The sequence below is a fragment of the Aureibaculum marinum genome, assembly GCF_003813905.1.
Classification (GTDB): domain Bacteria; phylum Bacteroidota; class Bacteroidia; order Flavobacteriales; family Flavobacteriaceae; genus Aureibaculum; species Aureibaculum marinum.
Map to the genome: position 1 here is coordinate 1 of NZ_RPFJ01000098.1, position 24,284 is coordinate 24,284.

The 24,284-nt window shown below is 30.7% G+C and carries 14 protein-coding genes; all 14 read left to right on the plus strand.

Going from position 1 to position 24,284, the window contains the following annotated elements; translation table 11 throughout:
* The first annotated feature begins 426 nt into the window (after positions 1-426).
* The 14 genes from EGM88_RS15070 to EGM88_RS15135 all read left to right on the plus strand — a co-directional run bounded on the left by EGM88_RS15070 (position 427) and on the right by EGM88_RS15135 (position 24,015).
* Positions 427-1,803, plus strand: coding sequence for a glucoamylase family protein (locus EGM88_RS15070; RefSeq protein ID WP_123899242.1), 1,377 nt, complete (start codon positions 427-429; stop codon positions 1,801-1,803).
* A 30-nt stretch (positions 1,804-1,833) separates the two neighbouring features.
* Positions 1,834-3,192: a glucoamylase family protein gene (locus tag EGM88_RS15075; RefSeq protein WP_123899243.1), complete on the plus strand. Its 1,359-nt coding sequence runs from the start codon at positions 1,834-1,836 to the stop codon at positions 3,190-3,192.
* Positions 3,193-3,263: 71 nt separating this feature from the next.
* Positions 3,264-4,043: a carboxylesterase family protein gene (locus EGM88_RS15080; protein WP_123899244.1), complete on the plus strand. Its 780-nt coding sequence runs from the start codon at positions 3,264-3,266 to the stop codon at positions 4,041-4,043.
* 56 nt (positions 4,044-4,099) lie between these two features.
* Positions 4,100-6,412 (plus strand): beta-glucosidase BglX, encoded by a 2,313-nt coding sequence (gene bglX / locus EGM88_RS15085; RefSeq protein ID WP_123899245.1) that lies wholly within the window; start codon positions 4,100-4,102, stop codon positions 6,410-6,412.
* A 58-nt stretch (positions 6,413-6,470) separates the two neighbouring features.
* Positions 6,471-7,355, plus strand: a complete 885-nt coding sequence (locus EGM88_RS15090; RefSeq protein ID WP_123899246.1) for a carboxylesterase family protein — start codon at positions 6,471-6,473, stop codon at positions 7,353-7,355.
* A gap of 145 nt (positions 7,356-7,500) precedes the next feature.
* Positions 7,501-9,153 (plus strand): sodium/sugar symporter, encoded by a 1,653-nt coding sequence (locus EGM88_RS15095; RefSeq protein ID WP_123899247.1) that lies wholly within the window; start codon positions 7,501-7,503, stop codon positions 9,151-9,153.
* Positions 9,154-9,254: 101 nt separating this feature from the next.
* Positions 9,255-10,847 carry an NAD(P)H-hydrate dehydratase gene (locus tag EGM88_RS15100; protein WP_123899248.1) on the plus strand — a complete coding sequence of 531 codons (1,593 nt, stop codon included), beginning with the start codon at positions 9,255-9,257 and terminating at the stop codon, positions 10,845-10,847.
* Between the two features lie 133 nt (positions 10,848-10,980).
* Positions 10,981-13,224 carry a GH92 family glycosyl hydrolase gene (locus EGM88_RS15105; protein ID WP_123899249.1) on the plus strand — a complete coding sequence of 748 codons (2,244 nt, stop codon included), beginning with the start codon at positions 10,981-10,983 and terminating at the stop codon, positions 13,222-13,224.
* A 344-nt stretch (positions 13,225-13,568) separates the two neighbouring features.
* Positions 13,569-16,979: a SusC/RagA family TonB-linked outer membrane protein gene (locus EGM88_RS15110; RefSeq protein WP_123899250.1), complete on the plus strand. Its 3,411-nt coding sequence runs from the start codon at positions 13,569-13,571 to the stop codon at positions 16,977-16,979.
* A 17-nt stretch (positions 16,980-16,996) separates the two neighbouring features.
* Positions 16,997-18,856 carry a SusD/RagB family nutrient-binding outer membrane lipoprotein gene (locus EGM88_RS15115; protein ID WP_123899251.1) on the plus strand — a complete coding sequence of 620 codons (1,860 nt, stop codon included), beginning with the start codon at positions 16,997-16,999 and terminating at the stop codon, positions 18,854-18,856.
* Between the two features lie 445 nt (positions 18,857-19,301).
* Positions 19,302-20,684: a TlpA family protein disulfide reductase gene (locus EGM88_RS15120; protein WP_123899252.1), complete on the plus strand. Its 1,383-nt coding sequence runs from the start codon at positions 19,302-19,304 to the stop codon at positions 20,682-20,684.
* Positions 20,685-20,764: 80 nt separating this feature from the next.
* Positions 20,765-22,666, plus strand: a complete 1,902-nt coding sequence (locus tag EGM88_RS15125) for a tetratricopeptide repeat-containing sensor histidine kinase (RefSeq protein WP_123899253.1) — start codon at positions 20,765-20,767, stop codon at positions 22,664-22,666.
* A gap of 1 nt (position 22,667) precedes the next feature.
* Complete coding sequence (locus EGM88_RS15130; RefSeq protein ID WP_123899254.1) at positions 22,668-23,321, plus strand: response regulator; 654 nt, start codon at positions 22,668-22,670, stop codon at positions 23,319-23,321.
* A gap of 274 nt (positions 23,322-23,595) precedes the next feature.
* A complete protein-coding gene (locus EGM88_RS15135) occupies positions 23,596-24,015 on the plus strand; it encodes a hypothetical protein (RefSeq protein WP_123899255.1) in 420 nt (139 codons plus the stop codon).
* Positions 24,016-24,284 lie beyond the last annotated feature (269 nt).

The window sequence follows — 24,284 nt, forward strand, 5'->3', positions numbered from 1 at the left end:
GAGAAAGTGATTTTCCAGGAATAGATTGGAGTAATGTAGGAGATTTAGTAATAATGTCAGGAGACCCTAATTTCTCAGGATGGAGTCATAAAACTGAAAAAGGGCAAATGGATGAATTATATATTTATGACAAAGCATTGACCGCTGAAGAGATTAAAGCTATAATGTAGAAGATAATTATTTTGAGTTAGTAATTGCCATTCCAACTAAAACCTGGATGGGATGGTTTTTTAGCTGCATTCTTAATTGAGTGCAGCTAAAATTTAAAATGTGTTTACTAATTCATTAGAAAACAAATATTGTAGTCAAAATTAATATAGAATCTTTTTATCTGTACTGGGGTTTATTAGGTCTCTTCTGTAAAAATAATAAATTATAATAGTACAGACAATTCAAGAGATGCCCAGTACAATAACACGATTACCAATGAAAACATACAACCATTTTTATATTATAATTTTAGTTAGCGTTTTGATTTTTTCATGTACAGAAAAGAATAAACCAGATGCCAAAACTAAAGAAAAAAAACAAACAGAAGAGTTTAATCTTACAGCTGAAGACGAATCGTTATTAAATCTTATACAAAGGCAAACATTTAATTATTTTTGGGAAGGGGCAGAACCTAATTCAGGGCTAGCTCGTGAGCGTATTCATATGGATAATGTTTATCCTACCTCACCCAAAAATACAGTAACCACAGGAGGTAGTGGTTTTGGGCTTATGGCTATTTTAGTAGGTGTTGAACGAAATTTTATTACAAGAGAAGATGCTTTTAATAGATATGTAAAAATTGTTAATTTTCTTGAAAAAGCAGATCGTTTTCATGGTGCATGGCCTCATTGGATTAACGGAGAAACTGGAAAAGTATTAGCATTTAGTAAAAAAGATAATGGTGGAGATTTGGTAGAAACTGCATTTTTGGTCCAAGGATTATTGACTGTTGCAGAATATTTTAGAGAAGGAAATGAATCAGAAAAACAGTTAGTAGCTAAAATTGAGCAACTTTGTAATGAAGTTGAGTGGGACTGGTATACAAAAGGTGAAAATGTATTGTATTGGCATTGGTCACCGGAATATGATTGGCAAATGAATTTTCCTGTAAAAGGATATAATGAAGCTTTAATCATGTATGTATTGGCTGCAGGTTCACCTAAACATTCCATTACACCAGAAGTATATCATAAAGGTTGGGCAAGAAATGGTAATATAACCAAAGATACAGTTTTTTATGGTTTAGAAACTGAATTAGATCATTATCCAGATGGTAGAACTCCTGTTGGTCCTCTGTTTTGGGCACACTATTCTTATACAGGTTTAAATCCGAAAGGGTTAAAAGATAGTTATGGTGATTACTGGAAATTGAATCGAAACCATGCAATGATTCATTATAAATATGCAGTTGATAATCCTAAAAATTATAAGGGATATGGTGAAAATTTTTGGGGTTTTACCTCTAGTTATTCTCCAGAGGGGTATGCAGGTCATAACCCAAGTAATGATTTAGGAGTTATTTCTCCTACAGCCGCTTTATCATCGTTTCCATATACACCTAAAGAAAGTATGAAAATGTTAAGACATTTGTATAAAGACATGCCTGAATATATAGGTAAATATGGCCCTTATGATGCTGTTGCTTTAGATAGTGATTGGAAAACAGAAAGATATTTAGCAATTGATCAAGGTCCAATTCCTGTAATGATAGAAAATTATAGAACAGGATTATTGTGGAATTTATTTATGAAAAATAAAGAAGTCCAAAACGGATTAAAAAAATTAGGTTTTACGAGTCCATATCTCGAGTAACTATAAAATTTTAATAAAACCTTTGTTCATATGCAATTTGATATAAAATTAAATTTCATCATTTTAACAATTGCGGTCATTATTACTTCTTGTGGAAAGGATAATTTATACACACCTCCTGAGCCAGTAAATTCTGATGTTACAATTACTGATGAAGAATTACTTGAGTTAACCCAAAAAGAAACATTTAAATACTTTTGGAATGTTGCTCATTCTAATTCTGGTGCTGCCAGAGAACGGTATTTTCCAGAAGACCCATACCATGATGCAAATACAGTTACTACAGGAGGTACTGGATTTGGATTGATGGCAATTTTAGTAGGCATAGAACGAGGGTATGTTACAAGGTCAGAAGCTGTTGAGAGGATAGAAAAAATACTTATATTTTTAGATAATGCAGACCGCTTTCATGGGGCTTGGCCTCATTGGTTAGATGGAAATACAGGAAAAGTAAAACCATTTAGTACTAAAGATGATGGTGGAGACCTTGTAGAAACCGCATTTTTGGCACAAGGGTTACTCTGTGTTAAAGAGTATTTTAAAAATGGAAGTGAAACGGAAAAATTACTCGCTTTAAAGGCTGATGAATTATGGAAAGGGGTAGAGTGGAACTGGTATACCAATGATACAAATGCCTTGTTTTGGCATTGGAGTCCTAATTATGGTTTTGATATGAATCTCAAGTTAAACGGACATAATGAAACCCTAATAACCTATATTTTAGCTGCCGCATCGCCTGAATATAGTATTTCAAAAGAGGTTTATGATGCAGGTTGGGCTATGAATGGAGCTATAAAATCAACAGTTACTCAGTATGGATTTCCTTTAGTTTTAAACCATGTAGGAGCTTCTCAATATGGAGGTCCTTTATTTTTTGCACATTATTCTTTTTTGGGATTAAATCCTAAAAATTTATCAGATCAATATGGCAATTATTGGCAATTGAACGTAAGTCATTCTAATATTAATTATCAATACTGTTTAGAAAATCCAAAACAATTTAAAGGGTATGGTGAAAATTGTTGGGGGTTAACGGCTAGCTATACCAGAAATGCAGATGGAAGTATTGGATATAAGGCACATAAACCTGATAATGATAGTGGAGTTATTTCTCCAACAGCAGCAATTAGTTCAATACCTTATACACCTAAAGAGTCATTAAAGGCAATGCATTATTTTTATAAAAATAAGGATAAATTATTTGGGGAAGCAGGTTTTTATGATGCTTTTAGTCCCGAATATGACTGGGTGGCAAAGGCATATTTGGCCATAGATCAAGGTCCTCAGATTATTATGATAGAAAATTATAGAACAGGGTTGTTATGGAGTCTATTTATGCAAAATGATGATATTAAAAAAGGATTAGATAAATTAGGATTTAGTTATTAAACAATAAAGAATTAGAACCTTTGTATCCTTAAAAATTATTAAATTTAATCTAAATTTAAAAAATACAAATTATGAAATATAAAAATTTATTATTGTTACTAATTTCACTTATTTCTACGACAATTTTTTCTCAACAAAAGCAAGATTATGTTAGAGAATATCTTGTAGAAGGTACAGATACATTAAAACTAAGAGTATTATATCCTCAAAATTTTAATAAAGAGGAGAGTTATCCTTTAGTCGTTTTTTTACATGGAGCTGGAGAAAGAGGTAATGATAATGAAAAACAACTCGTTCATGGTAGTAAATTATTTAAAGACTCCATACAAAAGTATCCAGCTATTGTAGTTTTTCCTCAGTGTAAAGAAAATGAATATTGGGCTAGTGTTGAAATAGACCGATCAACTCAACCTTTGTCAATAAATTTTCCCAAAGAAGCTAAACCTTCAAAACCAATGCATTTGGTAATGCGATATTTAGATGAGTTGGTTAAAAATTCATATATAAATAAAAATCAAATTTACTTAGGTGGTCTTTCAATGGGGGGCATGGGTACGTATGAATTGTTAAGTAGAAAACCAGATTTATTTGCAGCTGCATTTGCAATATGTGGTGGAGGAAATCCAGAATTAGCAAAAAGTTATGCAAAAAACACAGCAATGTGGGTATTTCATGGAGCTGAAGATAATGTTGTAAATCCTCAATTATCAGTTAATATGGTTTCATCATTATTAAAATATGGAGGTAAACCAAATTTTAATTTGTATAGTAAAGCCAATCATAATAGTTGGGATGCTGCTTTTGCAGAACCTGAATTACTTTCTTGGTTATTTTCAAATAAAAAACAATAAAATTACTGTCAGTCCTGTAAATTATTAGAACTGTTTCATTAGAAAAACTAAACAAAATGAAATTATTAAACTTAAGAAACACTTTATTTTTTATAATTATTACTTCTCTTTTTACATCTTGTCAAGGTCAAAAGATAGTAAACACTCAAGTTAAATTATCTATAGACGCTCGTGTTGACTCTTTAATGAAGTTAATGACTCTAGATGAGAAAATAGGGCAATTAAACTTACCAAGTGCAGGACAAATAACCACAGGACAAGCAACAAATTCTGATATTGGTAGTAAAATTGAAAAAGGCTTAGTAGGTGGTCTTTTTAATATAAAATCAGCAGAAAGTATTAATGAAATTCAAAAAATTGCTATAGAAAAAAGCCGCTTAAAAATACCCTTACTTTTTGGAATGGATGTAATTCATGGATATCAAACTACATTTCCTATTCCATTAGGGTTATCATCTTCATGGAATATGGATTTGATTGAGAAAACAGCAAGAATAGCTGCTCAAGAAGCTTCTGCAGATGGTATTAACTGGACTTTCTCTCCAATGGTTGATATTTCTAGAGACCCAAGATGGGGTAGGGTTTCTGAAGGTTCAGGTGAAGACGTATATCTTGGAGGAAAAATTGCTGAAGCTATGGTAAAAGGGTATCAAGGCGATGATTTAAGCCTAAATAATACTATTATGGCTTGTGTAAAACATTTTGCTTTATATGGGGCATCAGAAGCAGGTAGAGATTATAACACTGTTGATATGAGTCGAATTAGAATGTATAACGAGTATTTACCGCCTTATAAAGCTGCAGTAGATGCTGGTGTTGGTTCAGTAATGGCTTCTTTTAATGAAATTGATGGAATTCCTGCAACTGGCAATAAATGGTTGCTTACAGATTTGCTTAGAAAAGATTGGGGCTTCGATGGTTTTGTTGTCACAGATTATACGGGGATTAATGAAATGGTTGCTCATGGTATGGGTAATTTGCAAGAAGTTTCCGCGATGGCTTTAAAAGCAGGTAGTAATATGGATATGGTAGGAGAAGGATTTTTAACAACGTTAAAAAAATCTTTAGAAGAAGGTAAAGTGAGTATGGATGATATAGACAATGCGGTTCGTTTAATACTTACAGCAAAATATAAATTAGGACTGTTTGATAACCCATATATGTACAGTGATATAAATCGTGCTAAAAAAGAAGTATTTACTGATAAAAATAGAAATTTTGCTCGAAAAGCCAGTGCAGAATCTATGGTGTTACTTAAAAATGAAAACCAGGTATTGCCTTTAAAAAAATCAGGAACTATAGCCCTTGTTGGCCCATTAGCTAATACAGCCGTAAATATGGCTGGTACTTGGAGTGTGGCTACTATTCAAGAAAAATCTATTCCTTTATTAGAAGGTCTAAAAACTGTGGTAGGGAATAAAGCAACTATTCTTTATGCTAAAGGAAGTAATTTACATCACGATTTAGAAATGGAAAAACGTGTCACTATGTTTGGTAAAGAAATACCAAGAGACGGAAGAAGTGATAAAGAATTATTAGATGAAGCCATTGAAATTTCATCTAAGGCAGATGTTATTGTTGCTGCAGTTGGTGAAGGTGCTGAATCTAGTGGAGAAAGTAGTAGTGTAACAAACCTTCAATTGCCACAAGTTCAAAAAGATTTATTAAAAGCGTTATTAAAAACAGGCAAGCCTGTGGTTATGGTGTTATTTACAGGAAGACCCTTAGCAATAGTAGAAGAGCATAAGACAGTCCCTGCCATTCTTAACGTGTGGTTTCCAGGAAGTGAAGCAGGTTTAGCCATTTCAGATGTTTTATTTGGAGCTGTTAATCCTTCAGGAAAATTAACCGCTACTTTTCCTATGAATGTAGGACAGGTTCCTATATTCTATAATCATAAAAACACAGGAAGACCAATAGGAAATAAAGAAGGAAAATTCGAAAAATTCAGAAGTAATTATTTGGATGTAAAAAATGAACCGCTGTATCCTTTCGGATATGGATTGAGTTATACCACTTTTGAATATGGCGATTTGCAATTATCTACAAAAGAAATATCTTTTTCTGATATACTAAATGCAAGTGTTACGGTTACAAATACAGGAAATTATGATGGAGAAGAAGTGGTTCAGTTATATATAAGAGATAAAGTTGGTAGTGTAACACGTCCAGTTAAAGAATTAAAAGGATTTAAAAAAATTGCTCTTAAAAAGGGAGAAAGTAAAACAGTTAATTTTACTATATCAGTAGAAGATTTGAAATTTTATAATAGTAATTTGGAATTTATTGCTGAACCTGGAGAATTTGAAATTGGTATTGCAAGTTCGTCTGATTTTGAGTTTAAACACAGTTTTATACTTAAAAAATAAAAAGAGCTTACAAATTAAAAATGAATAATTAAAAGAAACCCAATTGAATTCATATTTTATGAGAACTATAGTAGCTTTACTAACTTTTTTATTTTTTTGTACATCGTATGCACAAACTAAAACTACCTATACATATGCTATTAAAGGTACAGATACTTTGATGTTAGATGTCTATTTACCTAAAAAATCTAAAACTACAGATGCATTTCCAGTATTGTTGTGGATGCATGGAGGCGGATTTGGAGGCGGTACTAGAGATAATCCTTCAGAACAGAAATTAGCTGAGTACGTTACTAAACATAAGGTTGTTGGGGTTTCAATTTCATATCGATTGACGCGAAAAGGAACATTGACTGGTTTTGGCTGTGATTGTCCTAAAGAAGAAAAAAATAATACCTTTAAAGCAGCAGTAGAAGACTATATGGATGCAGCCTTGTTTTTAGTTAAGAATAAAGAAAAATTTAAGATAGATTCTAGTAAAATAATTGCAGGAGGATCCAGTGCAGGAGCAGAAGCAATTTTAAATGCTGTTTTTATGAGAGAGCATTTTATTCAAGATTTAGAAAAATATAAAACGGTTCAATTTGCTGGAGTTTTTTCATTAGCAGGAGCAGTTGTAAATGCCAATTATATTACCAAAGATAATTCAATTCCTACTGTATTGTTTCATGGCACAGATGATAATTTAGTCCCATTTGGAACGGCACCACATCACTATTGCGATACTAATAAGCCAGGATACTTTATGTTAGATGGTTCTAATACCATAATAAGAAAATTAAACGAACTAGAAACATCTTATTATTTTTATGTTGTAAAAGGAGGGATGCATGAAATGGCAGGAATTCCATTTTATGATTTAGATAATGTTTTAAACTTTTTTAAGAAGACAATTTTAGATGGTGAAACAATTCAAATAAAAAAAATAAAGAGTAAAATTTAAACTTGAAATTTTTAAAGATAATTATTGTAATAATACAATGTAAATTTTGTTATTAGAATTTAATTATTCATGTGTTTTTTTAAGGATTTCTTGATAAAAATTGCAATATTTGTACTACAATTAACCTAATAATATTAATAGAATTATGACCGCACATTTCGATTTTTGGGATTATTTTATATTCATAGCTTATGCATTTCTTATTTTAGGTGTAGGGTTATGGGTATCAAGAGATAAAAAAGGGCATCAAAAGAATGCAGAAGATTATTTTTTAGCTAGTAAATCTTTGCCTTGGTGGGCAATTGGAGCATCTTTAATTGCTGCTAATATTTCTGCAGAACAATTTATCGGAATGTCAGGTTCAGGATTTGCTTCTGGTTTAGCCATTGCTTCTTATGAATGGATGGCTGCTCTTACTCTACTTATTGTAGGTAAATTTTTCTTACCTATTTTCATAGAAAAAGGGTTGTATACAATTCCAGAATTTGTTGAAAAACGTTATTCTACAAATCTTAAAACCATTTTAGCTGTTTTTTGGATTGCTTTGTATGTATTTGTAAATCTTACCACAGTATTATATTTAGGAGCCTTGGCTTTAGAGACAATCATGGGTATACCTATGGTTTATGGTGTTATAGGTTTAGCGGCTTTTGCTGCAGCTTATTCTCTTTATGGAGGGTTGTCAGCTGTGGCTTGGACAGATGTTATTCAAGTTGTATTTTTAATTTTAGGAGGGTTGGTTACCACTTATTTGGCCTTGGATACAGTTTCTGGTGGAAATGGTTTTGTAGCAGGGTTATCAACAATCTATGAAGAGGTTCCAGAACGTTTTGCTATGATATTAGACAAATCAAACCCTGAATATGAAAACCTACCAGGTATTGCTGTATTAGTTGGAGGTATGTGGGTAGCAAATTTATACTACTGGGGGTTTAACCAATATATTATTCAAAGAACTCTTGCTGCTAAATCATTAAAAGAAGCCCAAAAAGGGATTTTATTAGCGGCATTTTTAAAATTATTAATTCCATTAATTGTAGTAATTCCAGGTATTGCTGCTTATGTTATGGTTAATGACCCTGAAATTATGGCAAATTTAGGTGTAGCTGGTACTAAAAATTTACCTTCTTTAGAACAAGCAGATAAGGCATATCCTTGGTTGTTACAGTTTTTACCTGTAGGCCTTAAAGGAGTAGCATTTGCTGCCTTAGCGGCTGCTATTGTCTCTTCTCTAGCGTCAATGCTAAATTCTACTTCTACTATTTTTACAATGGATATTTATAAACAATATATAAATAAAAGCTCTAATGATAAAAGTACAGTAACTATGGGGAGAATTTCTGCAGGTGTTGCGTTACTGATAGCAGCATTATTAGCTCCTCAACTTGGTAATTTAGATCAAGCATTTCAATTCATTCAAGAATATACTGGTATCGTTAGTCCTGGTATATTAGCTGTATTTATTTTAGGTCTATTTTGGAAAAAAACAACAAATAAAGCTGCAATAATAGGTGCTTTAGCTTCTATACCAATTGCTATGTATTTTAAAGTGGCTCCGAATGGATGGTCAACAAGTTCACTTTTTGTTGACATTCCTTTTATGAATCAAATGGGATATACTTGTATTTTAACAATGATTGTAATTATTCTGGTAAGTTTATTCCAAAATAAAGGTGAAGATGACTCTAAAGGAATTACATTGTTTAAAGGATTGTTTAAAACAGATCCAGTTTTTAATATAGGGGCTTTTGCCGTGATGATAATTTTAGTAGCTCTTTATTCCGTTTTCTGGAATTAGATAGTTAATAGAATAACAAATAAAATTTAACAGATAAACAACATTTTCTATTTCTAATTTAGAAAATGTTGTTTATTTTTATAAGATAAAGATAATTTGTAATGCCAAAAATACTTTCAGTTAAACAATTATACGAGGCAGACGCCGCCACAGTAAAAAATAAGAACATAAGTTTTATCGATTTGATGGAGCACGTAGGTATTTTATGTTTTGAATGGATACATGCTAGATTACAAGGAAGTCAAATTAATATACAAATTTTTTGTGGTACAGGAAATAATGGAGGAGATGGTTTAGTTATTGCTAGACATTTAAAACAGTACGGTTACAATGTAAAAACGAACATAATTAATTGTGGAAATGAACGCTCTGATGTTTTTCTTAAAAACTATGATAGATTAAAAGAAATTGGGGTATGGGCAGATATGATTACTTGTGAAACTGAATTGCCAGAAATATCTGAAAATGACATGGTTGTTGATGCTATTTTTGGTTTAGGTTTAAGTAGAAAGCCTGAGAATTTTATTAAAAAGGTAATACAACATATTAATGCCTCTAATGCTTATGTTTTATCTATAGATTTTCCTTCGGGTTTGTTTGCTGAAAAAGCTGTAACAGATAAAGATTCTGTTATAAAAGCGTATCATACGTTGACTTTTCAGAGTCCTAAATTAGCATTTTTATTACCAGAAAATAGAATTTATACAAAAACATGGGAAGTATTAGAAATAGGATTAGATAAGGAATATATTTACAATGCCAAAACCTCTAATTATTTGCTTGTTAAAGAAGAAATTAAGCCTATCTATCGTTTTAGAGATAAATTTTCTCATAAAGGTGATTTTGGTCATTCATTAATTATTGGCGGTAGTTTTGGTAAAATTGGAGCAGTATCGCTCTCTGCAAAAGCAGCATTAACAATGGGAAGCGGATTGGTAACTGTTCACATACCAAAATGTGGTTATGAAATTTTGCAAACTTCAATTCCAGAGGTAATGGTTGAAGTTGATGGAGATAATGAATTGCAAAATTTTAACTTTGAAGTGCTGCCAAGTGTAATAGGTGTTGGAATGGGAATGGGAACAAAAACTACCACAGCCAATGGATTTAAAAAGTTTTTAAATACGAATAAAATTCCATTAGTGATAGATGCAGATGCTATTAATATCATATCAAAAAATAAGAAGTTAATTGAATTGATTCCTGAAAATTCTGTTTTAACGCCACACCCTAAAGAGTTTGAAAGATTGGTTGGTAAATGGAAAGATGATTATGATAAATTAGAAAAATTACGTCTATTTGCTAAAAAGCATAAAATTATTGTGGTTTTAAAAGGGGCCTTTACAGCTATAGCTCATGAAGGTGAGTTGTATTTTAATTCAACAGGGAATCCTGCATTAGCAACGGCAGGTAGTGGAGATGTTCTTACTGGAATTATTACCGGGCTTATTGCTCAAAAATACCATCCTTTTGAAGCCGCTCTACTGGGAGTTTATCTTCATGGAAAAACCGCCGAAATAGGTATGGAAACTGAAGTTTATGAAACTTTTGTTGCATCTGATATTATTAAAAATTTATCTGGTGCTATAATGGACTTGTTTAAAAAAGAACCACCAATAGCAGAATCAAATCCAGAGCAAACAACCGATACTAAAAAAACTAAAAATAATGATGATGAGGAAATGTATATTTAACAAGAAGTTAAATACATGATAGCTTCTGTTGTTAATAACTGCTTAGTATTTCTATAATTTAGATCGATTTATTTTGATAATTTTGAAAAAAATTAAATGCTAACCTGCGTTAACGCAAATAATAACATTAATAATGTTCCCTCAATTTATTCTTCAAAAAAAAGAAGTGCCCCTTCTTTTTATTTGTACTATTTGTTTTAGTTTTTTATTAAGTGCACAACGCCCAGTAGATTATGTGAATCCGTTCATAGGTACTTCAAATTTTGGAGCAACAAATCCTGGAGCCATCGCTCCTAGAGGAATGGTTAGTATTTCTCCTTTTAATGTTGCAGGTAAAAAAAATAAGTTGGAGAAGGACAGTCAATGGTTGTCAAATCCTTATGTTTATGAAAATGAATTTTTAACTGGATTTTCTCATGTTAATTTAAGTGGCGTTGGATGTCCAGATTTGGGCGTAATAATTACGATGCCAACTGTTGGTAATTTAGAGACTAACCATTTAAAATATGGAACTACTTATAAAGATGAAATTGCCAAAGCAGGATATTATAGTACTGTCTTAGATAAATCTAAAGTTAAAGTAGAAACTACTGCTACAACTAGAGCGGGTATTAGCAGATATCATTTTCCTGCAGGAAAAGCAAATATTCTTGTTAATCTTGGATTGGGATTAACCAATGAGCAAGGAGGAATGATTAAAACAGTTTCTTCTACCGAAATAGAAGGTTTTAGAACAGTAGGTAGTTTTTGTTACTATAAACCAGAAGAAACATATCCAGTATATTTTGTTGTTAAGGTTGATATAGAAAGCGATGAATTTGGGGTATGGAAAAAAACAAGAAAAGAAACTGGTGTAGAAGCCCAATGGATGGGGTATAATGGTAAAGAAAGATTCTATAAAAATTATTATAAAGAAGTTGTTGGAGACAGTATTGGTGGTTACTTTTCTTATAATTTTGATAAACCAACTAAAGTAGAAGTAAAAGTTGGAGTTTCTTATATAAGTATAGAAAATGCAAGAGAAAATTTACAAAAGGAAATAGCTGATTCATCATTTTTAGAAGTATATCATAAAACACAATTGGAGTGGAATAGGTTATTATCAAAAATTTCTGTAGAAGGAGGAACAAAAGATGATAAAACGGTATTTTACACCGCATTATACCACACCTTAATTCATCCAAATACATTGAATGATACCAATGGAGAGTATCCTAAAATGGGTACACGAGAAACATTAAAAACAGAAGGAACAAGATTTACTGTATTTTCATTTTGGGATACCTATAGAAATTTACATTCCTTAATGTCATTGGTATATCCAGATCAGCAACTGAACATGGTAAATAGTATGTTAGCTATTTATGATGAAAGTGGATGGTTGCCAAAATGGGAACTGAATTCAACAGAAACTACAACCATGGTTGGAGATCCGGCAGGTATTGTTTTGGCGGATACTTACCTTAGAGGCATTCGTAATTTTGATGTTAAAAAGGCGTATGAAGCTATGATAAAAAGTGCAGATCAGTTATATGAAAATCCACTGAGACCTGGAATTAAAAATTATATTGAAAAAGGATATTTAACAACTTCTGATGGTGGTTCGGTATCAACTACACAAGAATATAATATTTCTGATTTTGCTATAGCTCAATTGGCAAAAACTCTTGGAAAAAAAGAAGATGAAAAAAGATTTCGAGAGCGTTCAATTTCCTATCGAAAATTATTTGATAAAGACTATAAATTGTTAAGGCCCAAAAATGATGACGGCTCGTGGCACCATCCTTTTAATCCTACTGATGGAGCTAATTTTGCTAAAAATGTTGGTTTTATTGAAGGCAATTCTTGGCAATATTCTTTTATGGTAAGTCATGATACTCAAGGATTAATAAAATTAATGGGAGGAAGAAAATCTTTCACAAATCAGTTGCAAAAAGTGTTTAGTGAAAGACATTTTGATATGGCCAATGAACCAGATATAGCATATCCATATCTTTTTAATTTTGTAAAAGGGGAAGAATGGCGTACGCAAAATATGGTTGAAGCTCTAAGAAAATCATATTTTAAAAATGCTCCTTATGGATTACCTGGTAATGATGATACAGGAACAATGTCTGCTTGGGTAATTTTTAGTATGTTGGGTATTTATCCGGTTGTTCCGGCTGATCCAATTTATACAGTATCAACTCCAGTATTTGATAAAATTACTATTGAATTAGATCCAAAATTCTATAATGGTAGAGTTTTAATTATAGAAAAAGAAGGGGTAGGATCGATCAAAGAGATTTTATTAAATGGAGAAAAGCATAAAAGTTTTTTTATAAATCATTTAGATTTGGTAAATGGTAATAATAAATTAAAATTTATACTCGAGTAATTTTAACTTCTTTTGGTTAATTTTTTCAATTGGTAATGTGCTAAGTTATAATTGTCTGTAAGATGGGTTGAAAATTTTAATGTAAAAAAGTTAAAAATACAACTATATAAAAATGAAACATGTAATTATTTGATATTAAAATGGTTATATGTTTTTAATTTCCTTTTTTTTTTATCCAACTATTTTTTTAACTCTATCAAAATCAAATAATTGTTCTGTTATTCATATAAACTAATTGTTCTGTATTTGTTGTACGACTTCTATAACTAGCCGTTGGTCTAAATTATTATGTGAAAATTTAAGAGAATTTTAACTTTGATTCATAACTTAAAATAAATATAAACATGATTCAAAAATTTTTTAGTTTATTGTTTCTGGTTGGCATATTTGCTACGCATAGTTTGTTTGCTCAAACCAGAACGGTAACAGGAACAATTACTGATGCTGCCGACGGAGCTACGCTACCAGGTGTAAACATCATTGAAAAAGGAACAACTAATGGAGTTACTTCAGATTTTGATGGTAACTACAGCATAGAAGTTTCTGAAGGGGCTACACTACAGTTTTCTTTTATTGGTTATACTACGCAAGAAGTTGTTGTAGGAGGTCAAACTACAATTAATGTTTCATTAGCAGAGAGTGCAGAAGCTCTACAAGAAGTTGTAATAACAGCTTTAGGTATTAAAAGAGAAGCAAAAGCACTTGGTTATGGTATGACAGAGTTAAAAGGTGAAGAACTGACTAAAACCAATACTGTAAATCCGGTTCAGGCTTTGCAAGGACAAGTTTCAGGGGTTAGTATTGGTAGTTCAGATGGTGGTCTTTTTGGTAATTCAAAAATTCAAGTTCGTGGGGTGTCAACTTTAAACTCATCAAATAACCAACCTATATTTGTTGTAGATGGTGTTATTTTAGAGAATAACACATCAAACGAAAGTGCAGATTGGAGTTCAAGTGCTAATGATTATGGTAATATCTTAAAAAACTTGAATCCTGATGATTATAAAAGTGTATCTGTATTAAAAGGTGCAGCAGCTACTGCTTTATATGGTTCTAGAGGTATAAATGGTGTGGTTTTAATTGAAACTAAAGATGGAGCTGGAGCAAAGGGATTAGGAGTTTCTGTAAAACAAACTTTTGGTGTTGATCATGTATATAAACAACCAGCTTTACAAAATGAATATGGTCCTGGTACATTGGCCGGTTATATAAATTATGGTAATAAAGATGCTAATGGAAATTATTACGCTTATGATACCAATCAATTCTATTATAATGATAATGGTGATAGAACGTTAATTAATCACGCTGGAGGAGGTTTAAGTTATGGACCTAAATTTGATGGACAACCAATTGTGGATTATGATGGTAATGTAATACCTTATTCTGCCAATGAAAATAATATGAAAGATGCTTATGAAGATGGTTTTAATTCTAATACTTCAGTATCTTTAAGTGGAGGAAATGATAAAGGGAATTTTTACTTGTCAGATTCTTACAATACTAGAACAGGTAATTTACCAAATAATAGTTTTAATAGAAATGCATTATTGTTTTCAGGTTCTTATAATTTAGCTCCTTGGTTAACAGCTAATGCTAGTATTTCTTATACTACTTCTATTTCTAAAAATCCAAGAAATGATATTTCACAAAGTTTCTTTGATGGTACTTTTGAAAGAATTTATAATACAAGTAAATACAAACAAGAACAATATTGGTTAGGATCTCATGGTGGTGTTAGTAGTTCTGCTTATGGCGATGAATATGCTAATGCACCCAATAGAGGTTTATGGTTTGGTTATGAAAATAACAATCAATCAAGAACTGAACATGTTACCAGACCAATAGTAAGATTAACTGCAAATGTTACAGATTGGCTTACCATTACAGCTGAAGGTAATATGAATATTTACAACACTAAATATGAACAAAAAGATTTAGGTAGTGGATATGCTATGGAAGGTGGTTATTATGAATTGCGTCACGATGATGATGTTAGTAAAACAGGTAAATTAACTTTTAACTTTAGTAAAGATCTTACTGAAGACCTTACAGGTAGCTTATTACTTGGAGGAGAAATTTGGGATCAAGAAAAATCTTATACAAGAGTAAGAACTGATGGCGGATTAATTGTACCTGGTAGATTTTATCTTGGAAATTCAAAAAATACTTTATTGTCAGAAGGTGGTGATTATGGTACAAAACAAATAAACTCTTTATATTTTATGGCTGATTTAGCATATAAAGAGCAATTATATCTAACAATAACAGGTAGAAATGACTGGTCATCAGCACTTGTATATACTGATGGAACTGGAAATAATTCATATTTCTATCCTTCTATTTCTGCTTCTTGGTTATTTAACCAAACTTTAGATATTCCTAATTGGATGAGCTTTGGTAAATTAAGAGCTTCTTGGGCACAAGTAGGTAGTGATACTGACCCTTATGCTATCAATAAAGGATACACAGGAGAAACTTATGAGTTAAGTGATGGTTTTGCATATACAAATTCAGTAAATCCTGTATTGGTTGATAGAAGTATAAAACCAGAACTTAAAAACTCCTTTGAAGTTGGTGTTGATCTTAGATTTTTCAAAAATCGTTTAGGAATAGACTTTTCTTATTATGATGAAACAATTACAGAGCAAATTGGTGAAGTACCTTTACCAACAGTTTCTGGATATAGTGGTTTATTAACTAACGTAGGTACATTAACCAATAGTGGTATTGAATTGTCTTTAACAGGTACTCCTATTAAAACAGAAGATTTTTCTTGGAATTCAACGTTTAACTATTGGAACAATACTACTAAAGTAAAAGATTTACATGAAGACTATGGAGCTTATAAAGTATTAGGAGGTAGCATAGATTATGGTAACTTCCGTATTGGTTCAGTAGCTTATGAAGGTGGTGAATATGGTGTTTTAATGTCTGATTCAGCTATCAAAGAATATCAAGCTACAGACGCTAATGGTAATCCAATTGATAGTCCTAATAATGGAAAGAATCTTTTAACTTGGGTAGACTCAAGACGTGGTGCATATTTCCAAAGATCAGGTGAAGTAAAAGAAGTAGGTAAAATACAACCTGATTTTGAAGGTTCTTGGAATAATGAATTTAGATATAAAAATTTCTCTCTTTCAATATTATTAGATGCTCGTTATGGTGGTCATATAGCATCATATAGTAGCCGTTACGGTACTGCTTATGGATATTTAGAGGAATCTTTAAGAGGTAGAGATGAAGAGCATGGCGGTGTTACTTGGACATCTCAATATTCAGATTTACAAGGGACAACTTTCTCAGATGGTATTATTCCTGATGGTGTTTTTGAAGATGGACAAATGGTGACAGCACCTAATGGAGCTACTGTTAATGTAGGAGGTATGACGTATCAAGAAGCTTTTGAAGCTGGCTATGTAGAGCCTACTCATGCTAGCTATTATAACTATAGAATTAACTCTTGGGGACAAGGTGTAGTTAACCCTGATTGGTTTACAGAATTAAAATATATTGCTTTACGTAATATTTCTATTGGTTATAATTTACCAGAAAGTGTAAGTAAAAGTATAGGTGCTAGTAATATTTATTTAGGTCTTAATGGTAGAAATTTAGGTTATTTATATAACTCAATGCCAAATGACATTAATCCAGAAAGCTTTAGAGGTACTTCTAGTACAGAATCATTTAGAGAACGTTCTTTTTCTCCATATATGGCAAGTTATACGATGACTATACTTTTAGATTTTTAATATAAAAACAGATAAAAATGAAAAAAATATTTCAATACATATTAGCACTGTCAGTTATATTTGTCGTAGGATGCGATAAAGATGACTTTGCAGAGACCAATAGTAACCCTTCGGAACTTTCATCAGCAGATACAAGGTTTCAAGTTACTAAGACTATCGAACAGATGTATAATAACGATTATACTATATGGTTCTATAATAATTTTGACTATATATATCCATGGAGTCAAATTACTACAGCTGCTTATGGTGATGGTAATACTGAACTTATGGTTGAAATGGATAACTATGAAACTCAAGAGACATATCCTACCTTTTTTGCAAATATTAGAGATATTCGTGCACGTATAGATGCATTACCAGAAGAGGAAAAGGTGTCTCACAAAGCTATTAGAGCAATGACATTTCCTATAGCTATACATACATTTATGTCTAATACAGATTTAGAAGGGTCTTTAGTGTATAGCGAAGGGGCTATGGCACCTTATACAACTCCACCTCTTATTACTCCAGTTTATGATAATCAAGAGAAACTTTTTAATACTTGGTTAGATGAATTAGATGCAGCTATTCCTGATTTATTATCTGAAAATCAAATAGACATGGGATCTCAAGATTTAATTTATGGAGGTGACTATACCAAATGGGCAAAATTTGCTAATTTACTTAAACTTAGAATTGCAGCCAGATTGGTAAATAAAGATAGAGCTAGAGCTATTTCAATTGTAGAAGAAGTTGTTAATTCTCCAGCTGGATATATGGAAAATTTAGATGATGATTTTATTTATCAAAGAAGCATCAAATATTATGGAACTGGTAATACACAACAACCAGGTATTGGAGCTAAAAATTTAATTGATTTTATGGTAGCCAATAAAGATCCAAGAACTAGAGTATTGTTTGATAAGAATGATTTTAATGGAGAAGTAGTACAAGCTTTTATTGATGCTGGTAAAGAGTTACCTCCTTATGTAGAGCAATATGTAGTATTAGACGCTGATGGTAATTTTTCAGGATGGTCTGGTCCAGGTGAACCTTGGGTAAGATACTTTGGAGTACCATTAGCACCTGACGCAAAATTTGTTCCTGAAAATGATATTTATTTTAGTCAAGGAATTAGAAATAGAATAAGTGTAAATGGAGTTGAAAAACAGTATACCTCAACTTCAAATTTTTCTGAAAGATTAACCCGTACAGGTTACAGTCATACGTATCCAACAAAACCAGGAGGACGTCTAATTCAATTAAAAGATAATTATCCTCCATTAAATGTGATTTTTGGTAGTTCTGCAGAAACAAATCTATATTTAGCAGAGTTTAAATTATTAGGAGCCAATCTTCCTGAAGATGCACAAGAATACTTTAATAAAGGTGTTGAATTATCAGTAAGAAGAATGGATCTTTTAGCTAAAGATCATAGATATCCTTATTATGAAGAAGATCCAGTTTATCAAGACGGAACACTAGCGGCTGCTGGTGCAACAATGTTAAGAGAGAGTGAGATTACTGAATTATTAAGTCAACCTGCCTACGATTTAAGTACTGATGGTTTAGAAAAAGTATATATTCAACAAATGATTAATCATGCGGCAACACCTGGTGATACTTGGACTACAGTACGTCGTTCAGGTATACCTAAAGCAGGTAGTTCTGTACTGCCAAGAGAGCCTTTCTTAGCTGGAGGTGTTGAATTAACGGTGCCACGTAGATTCAAAATAAATGAACCTTTAGAGTCTAGTAAAAATTATGCTAATGAAAAAGCAGCTCTAGAAGAACAAGGTATTACACCAGGAACCAATGATCCTGAGATATTAAACACACAAAGATATTGGTTTGATATGGAAAACCCTCAATATGGGGCAGGACCTAAAAATTAGTAAATGAGAATTAAAGTTTAATTTTCAGAGTATTTATTATTTGAGTTAGTTATTTGAAAGAGCCCGATTAGTTGGGCTCTTTTTTTTGAATAAGTTATTTGGAGGTAAAAAGATGTAATTGGTCGAAAAATTTAACCAATAGAAATTCTTTTTTTTACATTTAATTAATAATTAATCTTTACATTTTTTATAAAAATTTAATAAATAATAAGTTGAGTAATTTGAATTAGTATTTTAAAAGAGTTGGAGAAGTTCAACTCTTTTTTTAATCACTTATTCTTGAAAAACATTCTTATTCTGTTTTAATCATCTAAAGTATACTATAGAATTAATGAAAATTTTTTAGTAAAAATTTAGTAGACATAGGTTTGTGTCAACTAAAACTAGAGTGTAGTTAAATGTTTTCTTTATATTTGTTTTCTTACAAACCTTAATTTTAAAATATATGAAAAAAACACTTTATGGGTTATTTGTTCTTCTTTTATTAATATCATGTAAAAAGGATAATGCAAATATAGATTATGCAATTATTTCTGGAAAAATTACAAATAAGCCAGATGGAGTAGTAACTTTAAATAGTTATGATCGGTCTTATATAGATACACTATCTGTTTCAGATGATGGTAGTTTTATTGATACACTAAGAAGTAATTTTGGTCATGTTGTTCTATTCGATGGTAAAACACCAGCTTTTTTTTACGTTCAAAAAGGAAATAATATAACAATAGAATACGATAGTGATAATTTTACAGAAACAGTGAAATATTCTGGAAATGGGGTAGAAGTGAGTAATTATTTATTAATTAAATCTAGAAAAACAACAGACCTTAAAGGAGAAGGAAATGCTTTTTTCGAACTTGAAGAAGATGCATATAAAAGTAAAGCCAAAGAAATAAAAACGACATCAATTGCATTATTAGACTCTATTAAAGGAATAAGTGCAGAATATATTGAAAAAGAAAAAAGAAATTTAGAATATGAATATTTAGCATCTTTAAATATGTATGAGTCTTACCATGCACATTATGCAAAAAAGCCTGACTTTAAGGTTTCTGATGATTTCTTAAAAGAAAAGGAAGGTTTAGATTATACCAATGAAGAAGATTTTATATTTTCAAATTATTATGCTTCATTAGTATCTTCTCATTATACTAAAAAAGCCAATGACTTAATGGAATCAGATTCTACTTTGTCTAGAGATTTAGCATTTTTAAATACCTTTTCGTCAATTCCACAAGAAGTTATAAAAAATAAATTGCTTTATAATTATTCACAATTTAATATTACATATACTGATGATTTAGAGACTTTTTATAAAACTTTTATGGAAAGTTCTACTGATCAAAAGCATAAAGAAGAAATAACAAAAACCTATACTAAATTAAAAGCAGTAGCAAAAGGACAGCCTTCCCCAAAATTTTTCGATTATGAGAATTATGAAGGAGGAACTACTTCTTTAGACGACCTAAAAGGCAAATATGTATATATTGATGTTTGGGCAACATGGTGTGGACCCTGTATTGCTGAAGTTCCATTTTTAAAAGAAGTAGAAAAAAAATATCATAATAAAAATATAGAATTTGTTAGTTTGTCAATTGATGCTAAAAAAGATTATGAAAAATGGAAGAATATGGTCAGTGAAAGAGAATTGAAAGGTATTCAGTTGTTTGCAGATAATTCTTGGAATTCTAAGTTTGTAAAAGACTATCAAATTATGGGAATACCTCGATTTATTTTAATAGATCCTGAAGGAAATATTGTAAATTCAAATGCACCAAGACCTTCAGATAAAAAATTAATTACCTTGTTTGACGAATTAAATATTTAATTCACATATACATATAATAGTTTATAAATTAAATCACTTTGGTTTTTTACCAAAGTGATTTTTTGTTTTAATTTAGCAGAATGCCAAAAGTAATTTTTAAGCTAATAATAGTTTTATTTCTATCTTCATTAACCTACGGACAAAAGGATGATGGTGGCAACAGTACCTATACAGTATTTTCCGTAACTTTTGATAGGGCTCCAGACTCCTTGTATCAGCAATTAAATAGAGCTGATAACTTTAAAGATAAAGCCTTTTATATTGAATCTATAGCCAAGATTCATTTAGAGTTAGGAAATACAGATTCCATAAACTATTATGGAAAATACCTAGTAGATGAAGTTCAGAAAAATCAAGATGATGGTGTAATTGACAATCTTCATTTATCAAAAGCCTATAGTATTTTAGCAAAAGGAAAAATGTTACAAGGCTTATATGAAGAAGCCATGAAATTCTATTTACAAGGCTTAGAAATTACTAAAATATCAGAAAGTCCATATTTGTATTTCACACATTCTTTAGGGTTGGCATCTGTATATATTATGGAGGAAGCCTTTGATAAAGCTACTCCATTATTAGATAATGCAATTGAAAATAGTAAAAACACTTACTTTACAGGCTTAGCAAAAAAATATTATGGAGATATTTTTTACCTCAAAAGAGATATCAATAAAAGTAAACCTTATTATAATGAAGCCTTATTAGATTTAGAAAAGTCGCCTGATAAAAAGTTAGCTCTTAAAATTAAATTGAATTTAGGCACCATGGAGGCGGTCAGTAAAAATACCGACAGTGCATTAAAACTTTTCGAAGAGGTAAAAAATAATGCCAATAAAAATAAATATTACGATTTGTATGTAGATGCTGTATTAAGGATTGGTCAGCTTTATAAAGACTTAAAAAATTATCATAATGCACAAATAATTTTATCTATTGCCCATATAAATACAGTGCAATGGGATAGAATGGAATTGGAAAAACAGGTAATTCAAAGTTTAGTTGATTTGTATAGAGAAATGAAAGATTATAAGAATGCCTATGCCTTAATGACTCAATATGTAAGTGTATCTAATAGAATAATTAAAGAGCAAAAAAGTAAAGAAATTAAAGAACTTGAAGTAAAATATCAGACCTTACAAAAAGAAAATGAGATTAATAGTTTACGAGAAGAGCAACTCTTAAAAGAGAGTGAAATAAAAAGACAAAAAACAATAAAATATGCTTTTTTAATCGGATTTTTAATTTTACTAATTCCTATAATTGCCTTATTAATAGTGTACTACCAAAAACTTCAAGCTCAAAGTCAACTTAATACGCAACAGCAAGAACTTAATAAACAAAAAGTAAGTTCATTAATAAGAGAGCAAGAATTAAAACTAGTAAAAGCTTCGGTTGAAGCCCAAGATGAAGAACGAACTAGAATTGCAAGGGAATTACATGATAGCATTGGAGGTAATTTAGCTGCAATAAAAATGCAAATGAACAATTTAGTTGATAAAACGTCACTTAAAGAAACTATTGTTTCTCAATTAGATGAAACTTACCAACAAGTAAGAGAAATTTCACACAATTTAATTCCTAGTAAATTTAGTCAGAATGCTTTTACAACTTTAATTAGCGAGTATATTAATAAATTAGATACATCGGCAGATTTAGATATTGTATTTATGCCTTATCCAGAAGATAAAATTAATGCTCTTGAAGAAAATATTAAAGTAGAAGTTTTTAATATAATTCAAGAGTTACTAACCAATACACTAAAATATGCGAAGGCAAAAAATGTAGAAATTCATTTAAACATTCATAATAATTCCTTACAATTGTTGTTTGAAGATAATGGTGTTGGTTTTGATACAACGAAAACACCAACTGGTATTGGATTACAAAATATAAAAAGTCGTTTAGAGAAATTAAACGCTCAACTAAATATAGATTCATCAATTAATCATGGTACAGCAGTTACCGTAGAAATTCCTTTATAATATGGCATTATCAAGAAAATATAAATTAATAATAGCAGACGATCATAAAATGTTTTTAGATGGTTTGTTAAGTATTATTGCTAATGAATCAGATTTTGAAATAGTAATGACTGCAAATAGTGGTCAAAATGTAATTAAATATTTAGATAATTGTAACGGAAAGGATGTTGATTTGGTAATAACTGATATAAATATGCCAGATGTAACAGGTATAGAACTTAATAAACATATTAAAACAAAATTTCCTACTATCAGAACTTTAGTAGTTAGCATGAGACATGATTCTAAAACGATACATGTGCTAACAGAAGATAATGTAGACGGTTATGTACCTAAAAATGCTGAAAAAGGAGAGCTTATCCAAGCAATTGAAACTATAGTTAAAGGAGAAAAATATTTTTCTGAGAGCATAAAAAAGGCCTATATGGATAGTATGTTCAATAAAGAAAAAGATGTCATTTCTTCACTTACCAAACGAGAAAAAGAAGTATTAAAACTTATAGCAGAAGAATACACTACTCAAGAAATTGCAGATAAACTTTTTTTAAGTAAACATACTATTGAAGGGTATCGTAAAAATTTAATTTCAAAATTAGAAGTTCGAAATCTTGCAGGCTTAACTAAATATGCCATACAATTAGGATTGTTAGATTAATAAATTGTTAGTTTAAAGTATTTAGTTACAGTTTATTGAGTTTTGTTTGTTACTATTTGTGAGTATATAAATCTATTCATTTACTATTTTACCTTTATATTGATTTTTATATTTAAGCTTAAATACTAAATTTTATTGTTTGCTATATGCAATGGTTTTAAAGTAATCTTATGCCCCAATTTTCAGGGGGGTGATTTTAACCTAAATTGGTGTTTTAAACCAGGGTATTCTAATGCACTTTTGTAATCAAATTAATAACCAATAAAGAAATATTATGATTTACGGAATTTCATTAGTACTATTGAGCATCATTGCGGTGCCCTCATTAATCTTATCTAAAAAGCCTAATGCGGCAGAGTTGTTAGCTAAAGTTGAACCTTATCAAGGATGGATAGGTCTTGTGTTTTGCTTCTGGGGTATTTGGGGTATTGTCTTTACTTTTTTAAATATAGGGTGGTTGTCATCTGCACCAATTTGGTGGGCTACGCTATTAGCAGGGAGTTTGGTTGAAGCTGGACTTGGATTTATGTTAGGCTATGGACAAATTAATAAATTATTTTTAGGTAATAATTCTAAGGCTCAAGAAAAGGCAGCTGCGATACGTCAGGCAATTGCACCCAAACAAGGTAAACTTGGCGTATTAGGTCTTATTGTTGGGGCATGGATGATAGCGGCTTCATTTATATTTATGTAAACCTAATGTTATAAATTATTTAATTCAAAAGGTTTTTGTATCTATTTTAAAACTTAAAAAACAAACCTAAATTGAAGTAATTTCAATTCAAAAAATACCGATAGTTAATAGGGAAAATTGCTATGATTACCAATATTTCTTATATAAATAAATGTTTTATTAAATTTTTGAATTATAGGTTAGTTAAAGGTACTCAATCTGTTAAAGACTGTCTTTTTCAGATTGAGTTTTCAATAGAAAATCTAATAAATATTAAAAAAAAATTAAAT